This window comes from Blattabacterium cuenoti (assembly GCF_014251575.1).
Taxonomy (GTDB): Bacteria; Bacteroidota; Bacteroidia; order Flavobacteriales; family Blattabacteriaceae; genus Blattabacterium; species Blattabacterium cuenoti_N.
The window spans coordinates 119,304-134,016 of record NZ_CP059191.1; the positions used below are offsets into that span (position 1 = coordinate 119,304).

Below are 14,713 nucleotides of genomic sequence, written 5' to 3' on the forward strand. Positions count from 1 at the left end.
ATTCTAAGTATATTCATCAATTTTTTGATGAATTTTATAACAAAAAGAAAAAAATTATAAAATGTTTAAAAACAAATACTTATGGATAAGTTTCTTTTTCTTTATATGGATGTCTTTTTTTGATTCCAATTCTTTAATGCTACATTATAAGTTTAATAATAGTATCCAAGAAATGATATTAGATAGAGATTCTTTAAAAAAGAAAGTTTTATCAGAAGATAATCATTTAAAAAAATTGACTACAGATCCTAAATATCTAGAAAAATTAGCAAGAGAAAAATTTTACATGAAAAAAGAAGATGAAGATTTATTTGTTATATCCAGCAAAAATCAGATAAAACTGATAAAAATAACCTAATCAACCTTAACGTCCCATATAAATGAGTAAAATGCTTAAATCAGAAGGAGAAATTCCACTGATTCTTGATGCTTGCGCTAATGATACTGGACGATAATAATCCAATTTTTCTCTTGCTTCTAAGGAAATAGATTGAATTTTTTTATAATCAAAATTATTTGGAATTTTTAGATTTTCTAATTTTAATAATTTTTTCGCATTTTCTTTTTCTCTATCTATATATCCTTTATATTTTATTTGAATAGAAACTTGTTCCAATATTTCTTGATTAAAATCATTTTTTTTAATTTCTTCCATTAAAAAAGGAATGGATATAATGTCTTTTATATCAATCTCAGAACGAGATAAAATAGTTTCTATTTTTTTATCATGATATATTCTAGGAGACTTTTTATCATCTAAAATGGGATTTATAACTTTCGGTTCAAAATTTTTTTTTTGAAATAGATATATACATTTTTCTATTTTATATTTTTTTTTATCTAATATTTTCATTTTTTCTTCTGAAATTAAACCAATATTGTATCCCATAGGTGTTAACCTAACATCTGCATTATCTTGCCGTAATAACATTCTATATTCAGCTCTTGAAGTAAACATTCTATAAGGTTCTTCTGTTCCTTTTGTAATTAAATCATCTATTAAAACCCCAATATAAGCTTGATTTCTTTTAAGAAGAAACGGTTCTTCTTCACGAATTTTTAAATGAGCATTGATTCCTGCCATTAATCCTTGAGAAGCAGCTTCTTCATATCCAGTAGTACCATTAATTTGTCCAGCAAAAAAAAGGTTTTTTATAACCTTACTCTCCAAAGTAGGTTTTAATTGTTCGGGAGGAAAATAATCATATTCAATTGCATATCCAGGTCTTAATATTTTCACTTTTTCAAATCCATAAATTTTTTTTAATGACTGATATTGTACTTCTTCTGAAAAAGAAGTGGAAAAACCATTGACATACACTTCTGCAGTATTCCACCCTTCAGGTTCTACAAAAATAGGATGTTCTTTTTTCTCAGAAAATCTAAAAATCTTTTCTTCTATAGAAGGACAGTATCTTGGACTGACTCCTTGAATAGATCCTGTAAAAATTGGAGAGGAATTGAAATTTTTACGTATTAAATCATGTACTTTTTGATTTGTAGAAGTTATATAACATTTTCGTTGTCTAGTTAATTTTTTCGTTTCATAAGAAAAAGAAAATTTTTTTGGATGAGAATCTCCATATTGAGATTTCATTTTCTCATAATTTAAGGAACGTCCATCTACCCTTGGGGATGTTCCAGTTTTCATTCTACCATATTTTAATCCAAAGTATTTGGTTAATTGTTCCGTGATCCCCCTAACTTCTTTTTCTGCTATTCTTCCTCCATCAATTTTTTTTTTCCCAATATGTATTTTTCCATTTAAAAAAGTACCATTTGTAAGTATAACTGATTTTCCTTTAATTTTTAATCCAAAAAAAGTTTTTACACCTTTCACTTGATCTTTTTCTATAATTAAAGAAGTCACTGTGTCTTGATATAGATCTAATTGAACATTTTTTTCTAAAAAAAATCTCCAATAATAGGAAAATAACTTTCTATCGCATTGAGCTCTAGGACTCCACATAGCTGGTCCTTTGGATTTATTCAGCATTCTAAATTGAATCATGCTATAATCAGCAATGATTCCAGAATAACCCCCTAAAGCATCTATTTCTCTAATCATTTGTCCTTTGGCTATGCCTCCTATAGCTGGATTACATGACATTTGACCTATAGTTTGTAAATTTGTAGTAATAAGTAAAGTTTTAGAACCCATATTAGAAGATGCGGAAGCAGCTTCTGCTCCAGAATGTCCTCCACCAACCACTATAATATCATATATATCTAAAAACATGATTATTTTTTCAAAATTTAAATAAATTTAAATAAAACTCTTCTTTTTTTTTCATTATCTTTTTATCCATTTTTTTTTGATCATCATATCCTAAAAGGTGTAATACAGCATGTATCATCACACGTTTTAATTCAACCAGGAAAGATTGATTCCATCGTTTAGAATTTTCAAAAACACGATCTACACTAATAAATATATCTCCAGATATCCATTTATCGATAGAATAATTAAATGAAAGTACATCTGTATAAAAATTTTTTTGCAAATATTTTTCATTCATGTCCAAAATAAAATTATCATTACAAAAAACATAATTAATATTACCAATATACATTCCTTCATTATTTAACAAAATACAGATTTCTTTAATAAAGAAAGATTTATCTTGAATAAGAAAATCAGAGTTTTCATAAAATAATTTAATCATTATTTTAAAGGATAATTAATTTTTACATGTTTTGAAAAAAATCAAAAAAATAATTCCAAACATTTTTACTTTATTGAATTTATTTTGTGGATGCATATCCATAATTTTTTTACAATCAAAAAATTTTGAATGCTCATTTATTGCTACTTTATTTTCAATAATTTTTGATTTTTTAGATGGTTTTATGTCTAGGTTCATAAAAAACGAAAATCAATTCGGAAAAGAATTAGATTCTCTCGCTGATATGGTTTCTTTTGGAATAGTTCCATCCATAATAGTTTTCCTGTTATTGAAAACAATGAAAAAAAAAATACCATTTTTTGAATGGTTTTCTTTTTTCATTGCCATTTTTTCCGCATGTCGTTTAGCTAAATTTAATATGAATCCTTATAATAATTATAGAGGATTGACGACCCCTGTCAATACTTTATTTTTTTCTTCTTTATCTATTGTAACTATTTCTTCTACAGTTCCTTTATTTATAAAAAATTTCATAATGTCTCCTATCATAATATTTTTTCTGATATTCTTTTCTTGTTATTTTATGGTTTCTAAAATACCAATGATTTCGTTTACTTTTCAAGGTTTTTCTTGGAAAAAGAATAAAATCCGTTATATTTTCTTATTGATTAGTATATTTCTTTTATTAACTTTACATGTAATAGCTTTACCATGCATTATTATTTTTTACATAACAATTTCAACCTATTTTCATAGATTGAAAAATTCATAATAATATGAAATTAAAACTTCATCGTCCCATTTGTTTTTTTGATATAGAAGCAACAGGAATCAATATCGGAAAAGATAGAATTATAGAAATATCCATATTAAAAATATTTACTAATGGAAATCAAGAAGATAAAACTTGGTTGGTCAACCCTGGAATTCCTATTCCTACACAATCAACAGCTATTCATGGAATTAAAGATGAAGATGTAGCAGGAAAACTTAGATTTAAAGATGTGGCCTTTATCATTTTTAAAATGATTGAAAATACAGACCTAGCAGGATATAATTCTAATAGATTTGATATACCAATTTTAGCAGAAGAAATGCTTCGTGCAGGAATATCTTTCGATATTAAAAAATACAAAACTATAGACGTGCAAGTTATATTTCATAAAATGGAGCCTAGAACACTTTCTGCTGCTTATAAATATTATTGCAGTAAAGATCTTATGAAAGCTCATAGTTCAAAAGCAGATGCATTTGCTACATATGAAATACTACTGGCACAATTGGAAAAATATGAAAATTTAAAAAAAGATGTCAAAAGTCTAAATCAATTTTCTCACCAAAAAAATATAGCAGATCTTGCTGGATTTGTCAAAATAGATGAAGAAGGAAACGAAATATTTAATTTTGGAAAATATAAAGGAGAAAAGGTTTTTGAAATTTTTGAAAAAGACCCCAATTATTATGGATGGATACAAAATTCAGATTTTCCATTATACACAAAAAAAATATTAACAGGAGTTAAATTAAGAAGATTTAATAAATCTTAAAAAACTATCATCTAACAATATCTTCTAATCTCTTTGAGATAAAATCAGTGAGATTTTTTCCGTGAAGCAAATTTTTGGATAAAAGAGTTAAATTCAAAGCTTCTTGAATCATTTCTTTTCTTTTCTCTTCAAATGTTTCTTGTAATATTTTTTTCATCAAAATATGATTTGTATTTACTATCAATTGATAATATTTTTTTTGATCTCTTTCTACAAGATCCCTTCCTATAGAATTCATTTCTTTGATTCTTCTTAAAAACTCCGGAACGATAATTAAAAAAGGATAATCTTTTTTGGATAAATTTTCTAATTGTATGGAAAATTTATAATCATCCACTAAATGAGTATTAATAAGATTTTTCAAATCTTGTTTCTCTTTTTCAGAAAGTTCTGAATCATATTTTTTCTCTTTATCAATTAATTTTTCAATATGATCTGAATCTACTCTAACAAAAGAAATTTCCTTGTCATAAAATTCTAATTTTTGTATTAAATGAACTGAAAGAGGACTATCCAAAATTAAAACTTCATAATTTCTATCTTTTGCTTCTTTAATGTAACTATGTTGTTCTTCTTTATCTGAAGAATAAAGAAAAACAATTTTTCCTTCTTTATTTTTTTGAATTTGACTTATTTTTTCTTTAAACTCTTTTAAAGTAAAATAAACGTTATCGATAGTATAAAAAATTAAAAATTTAATAGCTTTATCAAAAAAGTTTTGTGTACTAATCATTCCGTATTCTACTATAATTTTTATATCTTCCCATTTTTTTTGAAAATCTTCTCTATTTGAAAGAAATAGAGAATTTAGCTTATCAGAAACTTTTCTTGTTATGTATCTGGATATATTTTTAACAGATGTATTTGACTGTAAATGAGAACGTGATACATTAAGAGGGATATCTGTAGAATCTATAACTCCTCTTAATAAGCTAAGGAAATCTGGAACAATTCCCTCTAAATTATCCGTAATATAAACTTGATTTTGATACAAATGAATTTTATCTTTCTGTATGTCAATTCTTCTTTCTATTTTAGGAAAAAATAAAATTCCTGTAAGATGAAAAGGATGATCTATATTTAAATGGACCCAAAATAAAGGATCTTCTAACTGATTAGGATATAATTCATGATAAAAATCTAAATAATTTTTATCAATCAATTGAAGTGGATTTTTATTCCAAGCAGGATGAATATTATTGACAATAGTTTCTTTATCATTCTTTTCTTTAGAAGATAAATGAATTTCTACAGGCATAAATTTACAATATTTTTGTATCAATTTTAAAATACGATTATATTCTAAAAATTCCTTACTATCTTCATTAAGAAATAAAACTATTTCTGTTCCTCTATCTCTTTTTTCAATTTCTTTCATTATAAAATTAGGAGAACCTTCGCAAGACCAAAATATAGATGATGCTTCTTTTTGATAACTTTGAGTGAAAAGAATGACTTTATTAGCTACCATAAAAGAAGAATAAAATCCCAACCCAAAATGACCAATAATATGACTATCTTTTTCAGATGTATTATATTTTTTAATAAATTCTTCTGCTCCAGAAAAAGCTATTTGATTAATATATTTTTTTACTTCTTCTTTGGTCATTCCAATCCCATTATCTATGACATGAATAGTTTTATTTTCTTGATCTATTAGAACATTAACTTTCAAATCATCTACAATATCATCCAAATTTTCCAATTTAGCTATAGTTTTCAATTTAATAATAGCATCTGTTGCATTAGAAACAAGTTCACGCAAAAAAACTTCTTGATCAGAATAAAGAAATCTTTTGATGATAGGGAAAATATTATCTGAAGTCACACTAATTTTATTATCCTCCATAAAACTAACATTTTTGAAAAAAATAAAACAAAGATCATACCATAACAAATGAAAAAGACAGAATGTCAGCTTTCATTGTTTTCAAAAAAAGAATTTATAAATTTTTTTCCATCAAATTCTTTCAAATCTTGTATCTTTTCACCTGTTCCTAGATATTGGATGGGGATTTTGAATTGATCCATAATTCCTATTACTACTCCACCTTTAGCTGTCCCCTCTATTTTTGTCAATACAATAGAAGAAATTTTAACGAAATGAGTGAACTTTTTGACCTGTTCAAAAGCGTTTTGACCCGTACTTGCATCCAAAACAAGCATAATTTCATGAGGAGACTCAGGTATAATTTTTTTCATGACTCTACTTATTTTAGCAAGCTCTTCCATCAGACCAATACGATTTTGTAATCTACCAGCTGTGTCAATTAAGACCACATCTTTTTTTCTGGATTTAGCAGATTGTAAAGTATCATATGCTACAGATGCTGGATCTGCATGCATATGTTGTTTTATTAAAGAAACTTGAGCTTTATTTGCCCATATTTCAAGTTGATCAACGGCTGCTTCCCTAAATGTATCAGAAGCTCCTATAATTAAATTAAAACCTTTTTTCTTTAAAAAAAAAGACAATTTTCCAATTGTAGTTGTTTTTCCTACTCCATTGACTCCTACTATCATAATTACATATGGTTTTTTATGATATTTTATTTTTTTTTCTAAAGATTCATTTTTTATATCTATAAAAAGATTTTCTATCTCTTTTTTCAGAAAATCATATAGGTCTTGTGTAGTCCTATATTTTTCTTTTTGAATTCTTTTTTCTAAATTGTTGATGATTTTTATAGTAGTTTTTGTCCCTATATCTGCAGACAACAATAGATCTTCTATATGATCGATGACATTTTTTTCTATTTTTGATTTTCTCAAAAAAAGATTTTTTATTTTATAAAAAAAGGATTCTCTAGTTTTTCTCAATTCATGATGAAATGCTGATTCCTTTTCTTTTTTTAGAAAGAACATTATAAATAACTACTTTTTTATAAAAAAAATCTTGACTTCCTCATCAGAAAGCATTTTCTTCTCAAAGGTATAAAAATCAGATTTTTTAGATTTAACTATTTTTATAGCCAAAGTCATTTTTTTTGATGATTTTTTTTTCTTGTTTTCTACTATTTTTTTAGACATATTATTTTATTTCTTTATGAGTTGTATATTTTCTTAACAATGGATTATATTTTTTTAATTCAATTCTATTCGGAGTATTTTTTTTGTTTTTTGTTGTTACATACCTAGAACAACCAGGAATTCCACTTTTTTTTTGTTCAACGCATTCTAATATAACTTGTATTCTATTTCCTTTTTTAGCCATATTTATTTATTAAATTTTATATTTTTTTTGTAACGTTTTAATGCCTTTTCAATTCCTATTTTATTAATAAGTTTCACTCCATAAGCACAAATTTTTAAAGTAATCCATTTTTTTTCTTTTATTAAAAAAAAACGTTTTTTACATAAGTTAATATTAAAACGACGTTTTTTTTTATTATTTGCATGAGAAACTTTATTTCCTGTCATTGCTTTTTTTCCTGTCAATTCACAAACTTTTGACATAATAGTTTTTTTTTCTAAATTGCTGATCAAATTGCTAATTTAGCATAAAAAAAGAAAGACGCTTCATGTCAGGACATAGTAAGTGGGCAAATATACAACATAGAAAATCTAATCAAGATTTCAGAAAGTCTAGAAAGTTTTCCAAAATTATAAAAGAAATAACTATCGCTGTTAAAGAATCAGGTACTAATAATTTTCGTTTCAGAAATGCGATTATGAATGCAAAATCAGTTAATATTCCTAAAAGCACTATAGAAAAAGCCATAAAAAAAGCTTTACAAATAAGAACAGACGATTACAAAAATTTAAATTTAGAAGGACAGATTCACGGAGTCAGTTTGATTATAGAATGTATTACGAATAATAGTATTCGTACAATTTCTAATATCAGAACATTTTTGAAAAAAAATGGAGGAAGACTATGTCATAATGGAGAGTTAACTCATTTATTTCATAGAATGGGTGTCTTTCATCTAAAAAAAAAAGAGATTCATTATTCAATGGAAGATTTTGAATTAATGACAATAGATTTTGGAGCTAAAGATTTTCTACAAAGAAACGAGATGGTTTCTATATACACAGATTTTGAATACTTTGGATCTATGAAAAGCCATTTAGAAAAATTAGAAATATTCCATGAATATCAAGTAATACGTGTTCCTAAACAAATGATGAAATGGATTTCAAAAGAAAAGAAAGAAAAAGTTTTGAATTTAATTGAAAAACTTGAAAAAGATGAAGATGTAGAAAACACTTACTCTAATTTATAAGTAGGACGACCTATCGCATTGAAAAAATGAGGAAAGTCCGGACACCATAGAGCAACACAGTGGGTAACACCCATCCATCGTGAGATGAGGAATAGTGCAACAGAAAGAAAGTACAGATGAATAGCTGTAGTGAAATCATGTAAACTCTGTGTGGTGAAATGCCATGTACACCGGAAGACTGGCTCGGTTTATACCGGGGGGTAGGCAGATAGAGATCATGGGTAACCTAAATCCTAGATAAATGATAGGTATCAATACAGAATCCGGCTTATAGTCCTACTTATTTTGGAGAGATGGCCGAGAGGATTAAGGCGCACGTCTGGAAAGCGTGTTCACAGAAAAGTGTCAAGGGTTCGAATCCCTTTCTCTCCGCTTTAACAACTTTCTATGTCTTTCAATTTTTTTTCAATTAAATTAGTTCTAACTCCCAATAATTTATTGATATCCTTTGAAGCTCCTTGTAATTTATCTTGAGCCTGATGAAGCAGTAATCCAAATTTTTTGAATTCTTGTTTTACTGTTTCCAAAATTTTCCATACTTCAGAACTCCTTTTTTGAATAGCTAAAGTTCTGAACCCTATCTGTAAACTGTTTAATACAGCTGCCAATGTTGATGGTCCTGTTATTACGGTTTTGTATTTTCTTAATAATTCTTCTAATAAACTAGAATTCCTTGCTATTTCAGCATAGATTCCTTCAAAGGGTAAGAAAAGAATAGCAAAATCAGTAGTGTTTGGAGGATCTATGTACTTATCTTGAATATCTTTGGACATTTTTTTAAGTACAGATTCCATATTTTTTATAGCTATTTCTATATTTTTTTTTTCTCCTTGACGATAAGCGTTTTGTACTTTTTCATAAGTTTCTTTTGGAAATTTTACATCAATAGGTAGCCATATAATATTTCCGTCCCCAAGTCCTGGAAGTTTGATTGCAAATTCTACAACAAATTTTGTGCTAGATTTGGTAATAACATTAGAAGCATATTGCTCTGGAGACAAAATTTGTTGTAAAAGCATTGAAAGTTGCATCTCGCTAAAACTACCACATATTTTTACATGATTTAGGGTTCTTTTTAAAGAACTTACATCTTTTGCCAAAATTTTCATTTCTCCCAAACCTTCTTGTAAAAACAATAATTGATTACCAATAATTTCGAATGATTTACCAAGATGAATATTCAAAGAATTTTGAAGTTTTTCATTAACATTTTCTTTTATTTCTTCAAGTCTTTTTTCTATAATTTTAATCAATTTTTCTTGTTTATTATAAACGGAATCTAATTTTTTTGATTGATTATCAATGTAAAATTGAATTTTTTTATCTAGATAATCTTGAGAATCTCTTGTAGTTTGTATCAATCCATTTTTTACTTCTATCAAAGAATCACTAAGCTCTTTTTTGCTATATTGAGATAATTTATGAATTTCATCTTTTTGATCCTTGAATTCTTTTCTGAAAAACAATTCCAGTTTTCTCAAAAAATATATGCATATGAAAAAAATAAAAAAACAAAAAATAATAAAAAAATAATCCATGAAATAAAAAGAAATCATTTGATTGATGAGGAAATAGTAGCGGGAATAGGACTCGAACCTATGACCTTCGGGTTATGAGCCCGACGAGCTACCAACTGCTCCATCCCGCGACAATCAATAATATAATGTTTTTCATCTACAAAATCAAATATTGATAAAAAAATATATTACAAATTCATCCATTCATAGATATTAAAAACTCTTCGTTATTTTGAGTTCTAGACATTCTGGATCTTAAAAATTCCATAGCTTCCACTGGATTCATATCAGAAAGATGCTTTCGCAAAATCCACATTCTTTGTAATGTATTTTGATCAAGCAAAAGATCATCTTTTCTTGTACTAGAAGAAACTAAATCAATAGCTGGATAAATTCGTTTATTAGCTATTTTTCTATCTAATTGAAGTTCTTTATTTCCTGTTCCTTTAAATTCTTCAAAAATAACTTCATCCATTTTTGATCCTGTATCAATCATAGCTGTAGCAATAATAGATAAAGATCCTCCATTCTCTATATTTCTGGCAGCTCCAAAAAATCTTTTTGGTCTATGTAATGCATTTGCATCCACACCTCCTGACAAAACTTTTCCAGATGCAGGTGCTACAGTATTGTATGCACGTGCTAAACGTGTAATAGAATCCAACAAAATGACTACATCATGAGAACATTCAACCATTCTTTTTGCTTTTTGTAAAACAATATTAGCCACTTTAACATGTCTATCTGCAGGTTCATCAAAAGTAGATGCAATAACTTCTCCTTTAACATTTCTTTGCATATCTGTGACTTCTTCTGGACGTTCATCAATCAACAATATAATTAAATAAACTTCAGGGTGATTGGCAGCAATAGCATTAGCTATTTCTTTTAATAAAGTCGTTTTTCCTGTTTTAGGAGGAGCGACAATCATTCCTCTTTGTCCTTTTCCTATGGGAGTGAAAAGATCTACTATTCTTGTAGAAAGAGTTGCTTTTTTTTCAGCTAACTTGAATTTTTCATTAGGAAATAATGGAGTTAAATGTTCAAAAGAATCTCTTTCTCTTACAAAAAAAGGAGGACGACCATTGATTTCAAGAATTTTAATTAAGGGAAAATATTTTTCTCCATCTTTAGGAGGACGAACTTCTCCTCTTATTGTATCTCCTGTTTTCATTCCGAAAAGTCTAATTTGAGATTGAGAAACGTAAATATCATCAGGTGATGATAAATAGTTAAAATCGGAAGATCTTAAAAACCCGTAATTTTCTGGCATAATTTCCAATACTCCTTCACTGATTATAATTCCTTCGAATTCATATTCAGGAGTACGATATTTATTAGAAGAAATTTTGTGTGATAACCCTTCGTGGCTATGAGATGATAGTTGAGATTCAGATTTCTCATTTTTTCTCCAATTAGGAAAATTTTGATATTTTTTTTGATACTTTATATCTTCTGATAGCTTTGAATTGGAATTTTTCAAATTTTCTTGAGAAACTAATTTTTTTTTCCCATTATTTATATTTTTTTTTTCAGAAAATGAATTTTTAGATTCTGAGTTTTTTCGAATTTTAAATCCTTTTTTTAAAGGATTTTCTTTTCTTGATGAAGAATGTGTGGAAGTATTTTTGTTATTAAAAATGGAAATGATTTTCTCTAGGAGTTCGTTTTTTCGTAATTGTGTACATTTTTTTAATCCTGAAGAACGAGCAATCTCTTGTAATTCAAAAAGTTTTTTACTTTTTAATTCAGTAATATCAAACATAAAGTGATTGGGTTAGATTTTATATAATATGATGCTTGGCAAATAATATACTTTTTTAGTATAATTATTTTAGAAACGATAAATACAATTATACAAAAAATTAATTTGAACTTGAATAACAAAAATAATAATAAACAATTTAATTTATATGTTATATAGAATACAAACATTATATCTATTTATTTCCATCTTAATTTATTCCGTTTTTCTATATTATTTTCGTACCATTTTCTTTTCTTTAAAAAAAACGATTTCTGTTTTTCTAATTATATGTTTAATTCTATCTATTTTAAGTTTTCTTTTTTTCAAAAAAAAGAAATTTCAAATATTTATGAATCAAATAAATATGCTTATAAACAGCATTCATTTGATTCTTTTTTTTTATCAATCGAATCAATACATTATTCTTAAAAGAGAAATGTCCATTTTTTTCGTATTATTATGTTTTTGTAGCATATGGATTTTGTATATGGCAAATAAGGCAATAAAAAAAGATATAGAATTAATTGATTCCATGAGTAGAATACGATGACTTCCATTCAATGAATTTTAAAATTTTTATTGGAAAAACTGAAAAAAAATGAAAGAATCTTCATTTATTCAAAAATTAGAAGAATTTAAAAAGGAATTTCATGAAATTTCAAAATCTATTATTCAACCTAATATTATATCTGATCAAAAGAAATATAAAATACTATTAAAAAAATATATAAAACTGGAAAAAATAGTTTTCCTTTATGAAAAATACAAAAAAAGACTTGCTTTGCTTCAAGAAGCAAATTTTATATTGAAAAACGATTCAGATGCAGATCTAAAAGAATTAGCCTCCATAGAAAAATACAAAATTTTAGAAAATTTGTCTTCTATTGAAAAAGAATATTATGATCTGATTTTATCAGAAGAAACAACAGAAGATCATAGAAATGCTATTGTAGAACTTCGTTCTGGAACAGGAGGAGATGAAGCATGTCTTTTTGTAGAAGATATATTAAGAATGTATACAATGTATTTTAAAAAATCAGGTTGGAAATATAAAGTTATACATTCTCAAAAAGGAGGAATAAAAGGATACAAAGAAATCATTTTAGATGTAAATGGAAAAGAGGGAGTTTATGGGAATTTAAAATTTGAATCTGGAGTACATAGAGTGCAAAGGATTCCAAAAACAGAATCTCAAGGTAGAGTGCATACATCTGCTATAACAGTAGCCGTACTTCCTAAAGTCAAAGATATAGAGGTAAATATTAATTTATCTGATATCAAAAAAGATACTTTTAGATCTAGTGGATCTGGAGGACAACACGTCAACAAAACAGAATCAGCTGTCCGATTAACCCATATACCCAGTAAAATCACAGTAGAATGCCAAGAAGAACGTTCTCAACACAAAAATTTTGAAAAAGCTATAAATGTTTTACGGTCAAAAATTTATCAAATCGAAAAGGAAAAAAGATTAAAGGAAATATCTATAAAAAGAAAATCTTTGGTCTCTACGGGAGATCGTTCTGTCAAAATACGAACCTATAACTATCCAAAAAGCAGGATCACGGATCATAGAATACACAAATCTATTTATGATCTTGTAGGATTCATGAATGGAAACATTCAAGAAATGATTAATCTTTTAAAACATTTTGAAAAAAAAAAATAATGTCATTTCATTTTCAATGATTTGACAATAGTAGATTTAAATCTATTTTATCTAAAAAATTCGTATTATAATTTCCTTTCAAAAAATCATCGTTTTGCATAAGTTTTCTATGAAAAGGAATAGTAGTTTGGATTCCTTCTATCACAAATTCTTCTAAAGAACGACGCATTTTTTCAATGGTTTCTTTCCTATTTTTTGCTGTAGTGATAATTTTAGCAATCATAGAATCATAATGATGTGTAACAAAATATCCTGCATAAATATGTGTGTCTACACGGACTCCTTTTCCTCCTGGTAAATGCATCTGAGTAATTTTTCCGGGAACTGGTCGAAAATTATGATATGGTTCTTCTGCATTAATTCTGCATTCTATTGAATACATTTTTGGATAAAAATTTTTTTTTCTGGAAAGTTTTTTTCCACAAGCTAAAAATATTTGTTCTTGAATTAAATCTAAACCTGTAATCTCTTCGGTTATAGTATGCTCTACTTGTATTCTTGGATTCATTTCCATGAAATAAAAATTTTTCTTTTGATCTACCAAAAACTCTATAGTTCCTACTCCTTCATAATGAATAAATTCAGCAGCTTTAACTGCTTCTTCACCCATTTTTTTTCTAAGAGATGGAGTTAAAAATGGAGAAGGAGCTTCTTCTACTAGTTTTTGATTTCTTCTTTGAATAGAACAATCTCTTTCGGATAAATGACATGCTTTTCCATATCTGTCTCCTATAATTTGTATTTCTATATGCCTTGGATCTAAAATTAATTTTTCTATATACATATCTTTTTTTCCAAAACATGACCAAGCTTCCTTTTTAGCTTCTTCCCAAGAATTTATTAAACTTTTTTTCTCAAAAACAGATCGTATCCCTTTCCCTCCACCTCCAGAAACAGCTTTAATGATAATAGGATATCCTATCTTGTCTGCAAGATATTCTATATCTTTATAAGAATATTCCGAAAAACAATCAGATCCAGGTAAACAAGAAATTCCAGCTTTTTTCATAGTTTTTTTAGCCGAAATTTTATTCCCCATTTGAATCATATGATTTGGTTTAGCTCCTATAAATTTAATTCCATGTTTATGACACATGGATGAAAAATATGCATTTTCAGACAAAAATCCATATCCAGGATGAATAGCGTCTGCATTTGTAATTTCTGCTGCAGAAATTAAATTTGGAACATTGAGGTAGGATTGATATGGAGGAGGAGGTCCTATACATACAGCTTCATCTGCAAAATAAACATGAAGACTATGTTTGTCTGCTGTAGAATAAACAGCCACAGTTTTTATTCCCATTTCTTTGGCTGTTCGTATTATTCTCAAAGCAATTTCACCACGATTAGCTATTAATATTTTCTTAAACATAAAAG

16 protein-coding genes, 2 tRNA genes and 1 other RNA gene are annotated in these 14,713 nt (G+C 26.9%); 8 read left to right on the forward strand and 11 right to left on the reverse strand.

What is annotated here, in order from left to right; all coding sequences use genetic code 11:
• Nucleotides 1-61: 61 nt before the first annotated feature.
• Entirely contained in the window at nucleotides 62-358 is a 297-nt protein-coding gene (locus H0H67_RS00530; protein ID WP_238784579.1) for an FtsB family cell division protein, read from the forward strand.
• 6 nt (nucleotides 359-364) lie between these two features.
• Here the strand turns inward: H0H67_RS00530 and mnmG are convergent, their stop codons facing one another.
• Nucleotides 365-2,239, reverse strand: coding sequence for a tRNA uridine-5-carboxymethylaminomethyl(34) synthesis enzyme MnmG (gene mnmG / locus H0H67_RS00535; RefSeq protein ID WP_185859408.1), 1,875 nt, complete (start codon nucleotides 2,237-2,239; stop codon nucleotides 365-367).
• Nucleotides 2,240-2,249: 10 nt separating this feature from the next.
• Nucleotides 2,250-2,666 carry an rRNA maturation RNase YbeY gene (gene ybeY, locus H0H67_RS00540; RefSeq protein ID WP_185859409.1) on the reverse strand — a complete coding sequence of 139 codons (417 nt, stop codon included), beginning with the start codon at nucleotides 2,664-2,666 and terminating at the stop codon, nucleotides 2,250-2,252.
• A gap of 73 nt (nucleotides 2,667-2,739) precedes the next feature.
• Between ybeY and H0H67_RS00545 the strand changes: the two genes are divergently transcribed.
• A complete protein-coding gene (locus H0H67_RS00545; RefSeq protein ID WP_317168118.1) occupies nucleotides 2,740-3,399 on the forward strand; it encodes a CDP-alcohol phosphatidyltransferase family protein in 660 nt (219 codons plus the stop codon).
• A 4-nt stretch (nucleotides 3,400-3,403) separates the two neighbouring features.
• Nucleotides 3,404-4,174, forward strand: a complete 771-nt coding sequence (locus H0H67_RS00550) for a 3'-5' exonuclease (protein ID WP_185859411.1) — start codon at nucleotides 3,404-3,406, stop codon at nucleotides 4,172-4,174.
• A gap of 7 nt (nucleotides 4,175-4,181) precedes the next feature.
• On the opposite strand, the gene htpG is transcribed toward H0H67_RS00550, so the two are convergent.
• The 5 genes from htpG to rpmB form a co-directional block, all read right to left on the reverse strand.
• On the reverse strand, nucleotides 4,182-6,023 hold the full coding sequence (htpG, locus tag H0H67_RS00555; RefSeq protein WP_185859412.1) for a molecular chaperone HtpG: 1,842 nt from the start codon (nucleotides 6,021-6,023) through the stop codon (nucleotides 4,182-4,184).
• Between the two features lie 65 nt (nucleotides 6,024-6,088).
• Nucleotides 6,089-7,039: a signal recognition particle-docking protein FtsY gene (gene ftsY / locus H0H67_RS00560; RefSeq protein WP_185859413.1), complete on the reverse strand. Its 951-nt coding sequence runs from the start codon at nucleotides 7,037-7,039 to the stop codon at nucleotides 6,089-6,091.
• Between the two features lie 9 nt (nucleotides 7,040-7,048).
• Nucleotides 7,049-7,204, reverse strand: coding sequence for a DUF4295 family protein (locus tag H0H67_RS00565; protein ID WP_185859414.1), 156 nt, complete (start codon nucleotides 7,202-7,204; stop codon nucleotides 7,049-7,051).
• A 1-nt stretch (nucleotide 7,205) separates the two neighbouring features.
• Complete coding sequence (rpmG, locus tag H0H67_RS00570; protein WP_185859415.1) at nucleotides 7,206-7,388, reverse strand: 50S ribosomal protein L33; 183 nt, start codon at nucleotides 7,386-7,388, stop codon at nucleotides 7,206-7,208.
• 2 nt (nucleotides 7,389-7,390) lie between these two features.
• Nucleotides 7,391-7,630, reverse strand: a complete 240-nt coding sequence (gene rpmB, locus H0H67_RS00575; RefSeq protein ID WP_185859416.1) for a 50S ribosomal protein L28 — start codon at nucleotides 7,628-7,630, stop codon at nucleotides 7,391-7,393.
• Between the two features lie 65 nt (nucleotides 7,631-7,695).
• On the opposite strand from rpmB, the gene H0H67_RS00580 reads away from it, so the two are divergent.
• The 3 genes from H0H67_RS00580 to H0H67_RS00590 all read left to right on the forward strand — a co-directional run bounded on the left by H0H67_RS00580 (nucleotide 7,696) and on the right by H0H67_RS00590 (nucleotide 8,772).
• Nucleotides 7,696-8,400: a YebC/PmpR family DNA-binding transcriptional regulator gene (locus H0H67_RS00580; protein ID WP_185859417.1), complete on the forward strand. Its 705-nt coding sequence runs from the start codon at nucleotides 7,696-7,698 to the stop codon at nucleotides 8,398-8,400.
• An RNA gene (gene rnpB, locus H0H67_RS00585) (RNase P RNA component class A) lies at nucleotides 8,398-8,687 on the forward strand. The genes H0H67_RS00580 and rnpB overlap by 3 nt, the downstream gene beginning before the upstream one ends.
• Nucleotides 8,688-8,772: transfer RNA gene (locus H0H67_RS00590), tRNA-Ser, on the forward strand.
• A gap of 2 nt (nucleotides 8,773-8,774) precedes the next feature.
• Here H0H67_RS00590 and rmuC read toward each other — a convergent pair.
• From rmuC to rho, 3 genes are all read right to left on the reverse strand, one after another.
• Nucleotides 8,775-9,938 carry a DNA recombination protein RmuC gene (rmuC, locus tag H0H67_RS00595; protein WP_185859418.1) on the reverse strand — a complete coding sequence of 388 codons (1,164 nt, stop codon included), beginning with the start codon at nucleotides 9,936-9,938 and terminating at the stop codon, nucleotides 8,775-8,777.
• A gap of 37 nt (nucleotides 9,939-9,975) precedes the next feature.
• Nucleotides 9,976-10,048: transfer RNA gene (locus H0H67_RS00600), tRNA-Met, on the reverse strand.
• A gap of 65 nt (nucleotides 10,049-10,113) precedes the next feature.
• Nucleotides 10,114-11,682 carry a transcription termination factor Rho gene (gene rho, locus H0H67_RS00605; protein ID WP_185859419.1) on the reverse strand — a complete coding sequence of 523 codons (1,569 nt, stop codon included), beginning with the start codon at nucleotides 11,680-11,682 and terminating at the stop codon, nucleotides 10,114-10,116.
• Nucleotides 11,683-11,830: 148 nt separating this feature from the next.
• Here rho and H0H67_RS00610 point away from each other — a divergent pair, with 148 nt between their 5' ends.
• Together H0H67_RS00610 and prfA are read left to right on the forward strand one after the other, a co-directional pair.
• The gene (locus tag H0H67_RS00610) at nucleotides 11,831-12,214 is read left to right on the forward strand and encodes a DUF4293 family protein (protein ID WP_185859420.1); all 384 of its coding nucleotides are present in this window, start codon (nucleotides 11,831-11,833) and stop codon (nucleotides 12,212-12,214) included.
• A 48-nt stretch (nucleotides 12,215-12,262) separates the two neighbouring features.
• On the forward strand, nucleotides 12,263-13,333 hold the full coding sequence (gene prfA, locus H0H67_RS00615; protein ID WP_185859421.1) for a peptide chain release factor 1: 1,071 nt from the start codon (nucleotides 12,263-12,265) through the stop codon (nucleotides 13,331-13,333).
• A gap of 13 nt (nucleotides 13,334-13,346) precedes the next feature.
• On the opposite strand, the gene accC is transcribed toward prfA, so the two are convergent.
• Nucleotides 13,347-14,708 carry an acetyl-CoA carboxylase biotin carboxylase subunit gene (accC, locus tag H0H67_RS00620; protein ID WP_185859422.1) on the reverse strand — a complete coding sequence of 454 codons (1,362 nt, stop codon included), beginning with the start codon at nucleotides 14,706-14,708 and terminating at the stop codon, nucleotides 13,347-13,349.
• Nucleotides 14,709-14,713 lie beyond the last annotated feature (5 nt).

Excerpts from the sequence above, each read along its gene's own strand:
- H0H67_RS00530 (WP_238784579.1), top strand. The coding sequence starts at position 62 with ATGTTTAAAAACAAATACTTATGGATAAGTTTCTTTTTCTTTATATGG.
- mnmG (WP_185859408.1), bottom strand. The coding sequence starts at position 2,239 with ATGTTTTTAGATATATATGATATTATAGTGGTTGGTGGAGGACATTCT.
- ybeY (WP_185859409.1), bottom strand. The coding sequence starts at position 2,666 with ATGATTAAATTATTTTATGAAAACTCTGATTTTCTTATTCAAGATAAA.
- H0H67_RS00550 (WP_185859411.1), top strand. The coding sequence starts at position 3,404 with ATGAAATTAAAACTTCATCGTCCCATTTGTTTTTTTGATATAGAAGCA.
- htpG (WP_185859412.1), bottom strand. The coding sequence starts at position 6,023 with ATGGAGGATAATAAAATTAGTGTGACTTCAGATAATATTTTCCCTATC.
- ftsY (WP_185859413.1), bottom strand. The coding sequence starts at position 7,039 with ATGTTCTTTCTAAAAAAAGAAAAGGAATCAGCATTTCATCATGAATTG.
- H0H67_RS00565 (WP_185859414.1), bottom strand. The coding sequence starts at position 7,204 with ATGTCTAAAAAAATAGTAGAAAACAAGAAAAAAAAATCATCAAAAAAA.
- rpmG (WP_185859415.1), bottom strand. The coding sequence starts at position 7,388 with ATGGCTAAAAAAGGAAATAGAATACAAGTTATATTAGAATGCGTTGAA.
- rpmB (WP_185859416.1), bottom strand. The coding sequence starts at position 7,630 with ATGTCAAAAGTTTGTGAATTGACAGGAAAAAAAGCAATGACAGGAAAT.
- H0H67_RS00580 (WP_185859417.1), top strand. The coding sequence starts at position 7,696 with ATGTCAGGACATAGTAAGTGGGCAAATATACAACATAGAAAATCTAAT.
- rmuC (WP_185859418.1), bottom strand. The coding sequence starts at position 9,938 with ATGGATTATTTTTTTATTATTTTTTGTTTTTTTATTTTTTTCATATGC.
- rho (WP_185859419.1), bottom strand. The coding sequence starts at position 11,682 with ATGTTTGATATTACTGAATTAAAAAGTAAAAAACTTTTTGAATTACAA.
- H0H67_RS00610 (WP_185859420.1), top strand. The coding sequence starts at position 11,831 with ATGTTATATAGAATACAAACATTATATCTATTTATTTCCATCTTAATT.
- prfA (WP_185859421.1), top strand. The coding sequence starts at position 12,263 with ATGAAAGAATCTTCATTTATTCAAAAATTAGAAGAATTTAAAAAGGAA.
- accC (WP_185859422.1), bottom strand. The coding sequence starts at position 14,708 with ATGTTTAAGAAAATATTAATAGCTAATCGTGGTGAAATTGCTTTGAGA.